Here is a 6,250-nt window from a genome sequence, read left to right on the forward strand (position 1 = left end):
TTATGCCAACTCTATTTCGACCGCCCTATTCCCTTCGCTACCAAGCCCGCTCCCACAGGATTTGTGTTGGATAGATAGAATTGTTTGCACCACCGACCTTGGTGGGAGCGAGCTTGCTCGCGAAAGCGGTGATTCAGTCAACCTGATATCGACAGACAGATAGCCTTCGCGAGCAAGCCCGTTCCTACAGGGGAGTCAGCTGACTTCGGTTATCTCAACCGCGAATAAACGCCAGCAAATCGGCATTGATCGTCGCCGCCTCAGTCGTCGGCATCCCGTGCGGAAACCCCGGATATGACTTCAGCGTGCCATTTGGCAGCAGTTTCGCCGACAAAGGCCCCGAGTTCGCATACGGTACGATCTGATCGTCCTCGCCATGCATCACCAGCACCGGCACGGTGACTTTCTTCAGGTCTTCAGTGAAATCGGTCTGCGAGAACGCAACGATCCCGTCGTAATGCGCCTTGGCGCCGCCGATCATGCCCTGACGCCACCAGTTGCCGATGATCCCCTCAGACGGCTTGGCCCCGGGGCGGTTATAGCCATAAAACGGCCCGCTGGGGATATCGCGGTAGAACTGCGCACGATTGTCCGCCAGTTGCGCCTGAAAATCGTCGAACACCGATTTCGGCAAGCCACCCGGATTGCTTTCGGTCTGCACCATCAACGGTGGCACCGCGCTGATCAACACGCCTTTGGCGACGTTGTCCTGACCATGACGGGCGATGTAGTGGATGACCTCGCCGCCGCCGGTGGAGTGGCCGACATGCACCACGTTCTTCACCCCCAGGTGCTGAACCACCGCCAGCGCATCGTCGGCGTAATGGTCCATGTCATGGCCGTCCCAGACCTGACTCGACCTTCCGTGCCCCCGGCGGTCATGGGCGATCACTCGAAAACCCTGGCCCAGGAAGAACAGCATCTGCGCATCCCAGTCATCCGAGCTGAGCGGCCAGCCGTGGTGGAAGTGGATCACCGGGGCGTCCTTCGGGCCCCAGTCCTTGTAGAAAATATCGACGCCGTCTTTGGTGGTGACAAATCCCATGTTCGCGACTCCTGAGCATTGTGATGGGTTACCGCGCTCGTCGCAGACCGGTCGTGAGGGTTCGGATAAGCGCCGTTATCAGCCAGAGGATTAAAGTCGACATTTTTGCGATAGGGCATGACCGGTGGTCGCCACGTCTGGCTTCACGCGCAAATTAGGCTTTGCTGAAAGGGATAAGCCGAGGCGCGCACAGGCTTCGATGGCCGTAACGACGCCCCTTCAGAACACCGTGAGTCTGAGGAAAATCCCCGATGCTGACCTTGAATATCAATGGCAAGGATCAGGAGCTCGATGTGCCGGCCGACATGCCGTTGCTCTGGGTCCTGCGTGACGTTGCGCACCTGACCGGTACCAAATTCGGCTGTGGCATGGCCCAGTGCGGCGCCTGCACCGTACACGTCGATGGCGCACCATTGCGTGCCTGTATCACGCCCGCCACCGCGGTGGCCAACGGGCAGAAAATTCTCACCATCGAAGGCCTTTCGACCGATGGCTCGCACCCGGTGCAGCAGGCCTGGGCCGAACTTGATGTGGTGCAGTGCGGCTACTGCCAGTCGGGGCAGATCATGTCTGCCGCCGCGCTGCTGGCGAAAATCCCCAAGCCCACCGACAGCGATATCGATCAGGCGCTCTCCGGCAATATTTGCCGCTGCGGTACCTATCCGCGAATCCGCGCGGCTGTGAAACGTGCGGCCGAGATCGGCTGATTGGGAGACAGACGATGAACAGTCCTGTATCGCGTCGCGGATTTCTCAAGGGCAGTGCCGTGCTGGGGGGCGGTCTGGTGGTGGCGTTCGTCGTGCCTGGTGCCCATCGTTTTGCTCTGGCGGCGGAGAATGAAGGCAAGGTCTTCGCGCCGAATGCGTTTTTGCGCATTGCCGCCGACAACAGCGTGACGGTGTTGCTCGGGCATTCGGAAATGGGTCAGGGCATCTGGACCGGTCTGACCATGCTGATCGCCGAAGAACTGGACGCCGACTGGTCGACGATCCGCGTCGAACACTCGCCGGCCTCAGCGGCGAATTACGGCATGCCCGCGTTTGGCGGGATGCAGATTACTGGCGGCTCGACCTCGACCTGGATGGAATTCGACCGCTACCGGCTCGCCGGGGCCACGGCGCGGCAGATGCTGGTGGAAGCGGCGGCCAAGCGCTTCAACGTCGCTGCGTCGACTATTCGCACCGAGTCCGGCGTAGTGATCGCCGGCGATAAACGCGCGACGTACGGCGAACTGGCGGACGCCGCCGGGCAACTGCCAGTGCCGGATCCAAAGTCGATCACCTTCAAGGAGGCCAAGGACTGGAAAGTCATCGGCAAACCGACCAAACGCCTCGATACCCCGGAGAAAATCACTGGCCGCGCCAAGTTTGGCATGGACGTGCAATTCGAGGGCTTGATGACTGCGATGGTCGCCCGTGCGCCGGTGTTCGGTGCCACGGTCAAATCCTTCGAGGGCGCCGAGGCACTGGCGGTGCCCGGTGTGCACAAAGTGGTACAGGTGCCGACCGGTGTGGCGGTGATTGCCGATCATTACTGGGCGGCGAAACTTGGTCGCGATGCGCTGAAGGTCGATTGGGATCTCGGGCCGCACGCTGACCTGAGCAGCCAGGGCCTGCTCGACAGTTTCCGCAAACTGGCAGCGACACCGGGCACTTCCGCCAGCCAGGCTGGGGATCCGAAAGGCAACTTCGACAAGGCGGCGAAGAAAATCGACGTCGAATACAGCGTGCCGTATCTGGCGCACGCACCGATGGAACCGCTGAACTGCACAGTGAAGATCAGCGCCGAAAAGTGCGAGATCTGGACCGGCACGCAATTCCAGACCCTCGATCAGATGGTCGCCGGCAAGATCACCGGACTCAAACCGGAACAGGTGGAAATTCACACCGAATTTCTCGGTGGCGGCTTCGGGCGTCGGGCCAATCCGACCTCGGACTTCGTCGCCGAAGCGGTGCAAGTGGCGAAAGCCGCCGGGCTGCCGGTGAAAACCGTGTGGTCGCGCGAGGACGACATTCGCGGCGGGTATTACCGCTCGATGTTCCTGCATCAGGCACGCATAGGCCTGGACGGGCAGGGCATGCCGCTGAGCTGGCAGCATGTGCTGGTCGGCCAGTCGATCATGGCCGGCACCATGCTCGAACAGACCATGGTCAAGAACGGCATCGACGCGACTTCGGTCGAAGGTGTGGCCGACAGCCCGTATATCAAGGGCCTGGCCCATCAACAGGTCGAGCTGCATTCGCCGCAGACCGGAATCAATGTGCTGTGGCTGCGTTCGGTGGGGCACAGCCACACCGCGTTCGTCATGGAGTCGCTGATCGATGAGATGGCCACGGCGGCGGGCAAGGACCCGATCGAATATCGACGCACCTTGCTCAAGGACCATGCGCGGCATCTCGGGGTGCTGAATCTGGCGGTGGAGAAGGCCAACTGGACAGCGCCGTTGCCTGACGGGCATGCATTGGGCGTGGCGGTACACGAGTCGTTCGGCAGTTATGTGGCGCAGGTGGCCGAGGTCTCGCAGGACAATCTGGCGATTCGCGTGCACCGCGTGGTGTGTGCGGTGGATTGCGGGATAGCGGTCAACCCGCAGAGCATCGCGGCGCAGATGGAATCGTGCATCACCTTTGGCCTGGGCATGGCGCTGCACAGCAAACTGACGCTCAAGGATGGCGCGGTGGTGCAGTCCAATTATCACGATTACCAGGTGCTGCGGCTCAACGAGATGCCGCTGGTCGAGGTGCATATCGTGCCCAGCAGCGACAAACCCGGCGGCATCGGCGAGGCCGGTGTTCCGCCCACCGCGCCGGCGGTGGCCAACGCGGTGTATGCGCTGACCGGGCAACGCCTGCGTGAACTGCCGCTGCAACTGTCGGGGGTGTGAGATGAAACGACATCTGCTGTTGGGCACGGTGATACTGCTGGGGCTGGGCGGCTACGCCTCGGACCTGTTCGCCGATGATCAGGAAGCGCTCAAGGCGTTCGGCACGGTGCAGAAGGTGTTCCAGAGCCCGCGCTGCCAGAACTGCCACATCCCCGGCGACTCGCCGCTGCAGTTCGATGCGGGCAAACCACACGCGATGAATGTGGTGCGTGGCATGGACGGCAAGGGCGCCGCCGGTTTGCCCTGCGCCACCTGCCACGCCGAGAGCAATCCGCCGGCCAGTTATGGCCCGCATGCACCTCCGGGAGCGCCGCACTGGAGCTTGCCTCCGGCGGCGCACAAGATGGCGTGGATCGGCCTGCCGCCGGACAAGTTGTGCGCAATGATCAAGGATCGTTCGAGCAATGGCGACCGTGATTTCGCCGCGCTGATCAAACATGTCAGCGACGACAAACTGGTGTTGTGGGGATGGAATCCCGGGGCAGGGCGCACGCCGGTACCGGTACCGCATGACATTTTTGTGGCCCAGTTCAAGCTTTGGGCCGATGCTGGCGGGCCATGTCCGGTGGCGGGCGGTTGAGTGTGTGAGTCGCTGGCGAATCAAGCTACTCTAACGGTCATTGACCCTGATGGAGTGCGTGATGCTGGCCCCGATCAAACCCGCCAATGAAGCCACCCGAATTCAAGCGCTGCACGGCTTGAAGGTTCTTGATTCGGCGCCGGAGGAGCGTTTTGACCGGCTCACGCGGCTGGCCAAACGCCTGTTCAACGTGCCGATTGCGCTGGTGACGCTGGTGGACAAGGATCGGCAGTGGTTCAAGTCGTGCGTCGGCCTCGAGGTCAACGAAACCCCGCGTGATGTGTCGTTCTGTGGGCACGCGATTCTTCAGGACGAATTGCTGCTGGTGCCTGATGCCAAGCAGGACAAGCGCTTTCATGACAATCCGCTGGTCACCGGCGAGCCGAAGATTCGTTTCTACGCGGGCTACCCGCTGACCGTGCCCAACGGCAACAAAATGGGCACGTTGTGCCTGATCGACACCAAGCCGCGTGAACTCGACGACGAGGAGCGTGCCCTGTTGCGCGATCTCGCCGGCATGGCCGAGCAAGAGTTGATGGCGGTGCAGATGGCAAGCATGGACGAGCTGACGCTGCTGTCCAACCGCCGCGGCTTCAAGACCCTGGCCCAGCATGCGCTGGACGCCTGCAAACACCGGGACAAACCGGCGACGCTGCTGTTTTTCGATCTCAATGACTTCAAACAGATCAATGATCGTTACGGCCATGCCGAGGGCGACAGTGCGCTGAAGACCTTTGCCGATGTGCTGCGCATCGCTTTTCGCGAGAGCGACGTGGTCGGGCGCCTGGGCGGTGACGAGTTCGTGGCGCTGCTGACCGGCTCCAGTCACGTCGAAACCACAGCGATCATGGCGCGGCTCAAGGAAATCCTCGACGAGCGCAATGCGATGTTGCAGCGCGGCTACGAGATTCGCTTCAGCGTCGGCCAGATCGAATACGATCCGCAACGCCATGAAACGGTGGATCGACTGCTGGCCGATGCCGACGAGGCGATGTATGCGCACAAGCAGGCGTTGAAACGGCGCTGATTCAGGCCTCATCGCTGGCAAGCCAGCTCCCACAGTTTTATCGGCTGCTCACAAAATCCAGATACACCGCAGAACCCTGTGGGAGCGAGCTTGCTCGCGAAAGCGTCCGGCCAGGCAATATCCATGTTGAATGTGCCAGCCTCTTCGTGAGCAAGCCCACTCCCACAGGTTTGTCGGCTGCTCACAAAATCCAGATACACCGCAAAACAGTGTGGGAGCGGGCTTGCTCGCGAAAGCGTCCGCTCAGGCGATATCCATGTCGAATGTGCCGGCCTCTTCGTGAGCAAGCTCACTCCCACAGGTTTATCGGCTGCTCACAAAATCCAGATACACCGCAAAACAGTGTGGGAGCGAGCTTGCTCGCGAAAGTGTCCGGTCAGGCGATATCCATGTCGAATGTGCCGGCCTCTTCCTGAGCAAGCCCACTCCCACAGTTTTATCGGGTGCCCACAAAATCCAGATACACCGCAGAACCCTGTGGGAGCGGGCTTGCTCGCGAAAGCGTCCGGTCAGGCGATATCCATGTTGAATGTGCCAGCCTCTTCGTGAGCAAGCCCACTCCCACAGGTTTATCGGGTGCTCACAAAATCCAGATACACCGCAGAACCCTGTGGGAGCGGGCTTGCTCGCGAAAGCGTCCGCTCAGGCGATATCCATGTCGAATGTGCCGGCCTCTTCGTGAGCAAGCTCACTCCCACAGGTTTATCGGCTGCT

At 61.2% G+C, this 6,250-nt stretch carries 5 protein-coding genes; 4 read left to right on the forward strand and 1 reads right to left on the reverse strand.

Annotation, left to right across the window (positions count from 1 at the left end):
- Positions 1-214: 214 nt before the first annotated feature.
- A complete protein-coding gene (locus QMX91_RS28095) occupies positions 215-1,045 on the reverse strand; it encodes an alpha/beta hydrolase (RefSeq protein ID WP_134786101.1) in 831 nt (276 codons plus the stop codon).
- A gap of 251 nt (positions 1,046-1,296) precedes the next feature.
- Between QMX91_RS28095 and QMX91_RS28100 the strand changes: the two genes are divergently transcribed.
- The 4 genes from QMX91_RS28100 to QMX91_RS28115 all read left to right on the forward strand — a co-directional run bounded on the left by QMX91_RS28100 (position 1,297) and on the right by QMX91_RS28115 (position 5,536).
- Positions 1,297-1,752: a (2Fe-2S)-binding protein gene (locus QMX91_RS28100; protein WP_025111491.1), complete on the forward strand. Its 456-nt coding sequence runs from the start codon at positions 1,297-1,299 to the stop codon at positions 1,750-1,752.
- Positions 1,753-1,766: 14 nt separating this feature from the next.
- Positions 1,767-3,929 carry a xanthine dehydrogenase family protein molybdopterin-binding subunit gene (locus tag QMX91_RS28105; RefSeq protein WP_247841652.1) on the forward strand — a complete coding sequence of 721 codons (2,163 nt, stop codon included), beginning with the start codon at positions 1,767-1,769 and terminating at the stop codon, positions 3,927-3,929.
- 1 nt (position 3,930) lies between these two features.
- A complete protein-coding gene (locus QMX91_RS28110; RefSeq protein ID WP_134786104.1) occupies positions 3,931-4,509 on the forward strand; it encodes a hypothetical protein in 579 nt (192 codons plus the stop codon).
- Positions 4,510-4,570: 61 nt separating this feature from the next.
- Positions 4,571-5,536, forward strand: coding sequence for a sensor domain-containing diguanylate cyclase (locus QMX91_RS28115; RefSeq protein ID WP_134786105.1), 966 nt, complete (start codon positions 4,571-4,573; stop codon positions 5,534-5,536).
- Positions 5,537-6,250: the final 714 nt, after the last annotated feature.

The organism is Pseudomonas sp. PS01299 (assembly GCF_029960145.1).
Lineage (GTDB): Bacteria > Pseudomonadota > Gammaproteobacteria > Pseudomonadales > Pseudomonadaceae > Aquipseudomonas > Aquipseudomonas putida_A.

What these genes read in the sequence shown, in the direction of transcription:
- QMX91_RS28095 (WP_134786101.1), bottom strand. Translation starts at nt 1,045, where the DNA reads ATGGGATTTGTCACCACCAAAGACGGCGTCGATATTTTCTACAAGGAC.
- QMX91_RS28100 (WP_025111491.1), top strand. Translation starts at nt 1,297, where the DNA reads ATGCTGACCTTGAATATCAATGGCAAGGATCAGGAGCTCGATGTGCCG.
- QMX91_RS28105 (WP_247841652.1), top strand. Translation starts at nt 1,767, where the DNA reads ATGAACAGTCCTGTATCGCGTCGCGGATTTCTCAAGGGCAGTGCCGTG.
- QMX91_RS28110 (WP_134786104.1), top strand. Translation starts at nt 3,931, where the DNA reads ATGAAACGACATCTGCTGTTGGGCACGGTGATACTGCTGGGGCTGGGC.
- QMX91_RS28115 (WP_134786105.1), top strand. Translation starts at nt 4,571, where the DNA reads ATGCTGGCCCCGATCAAACCCGCCAATGAAGCCACCCGAATTCAAGCG.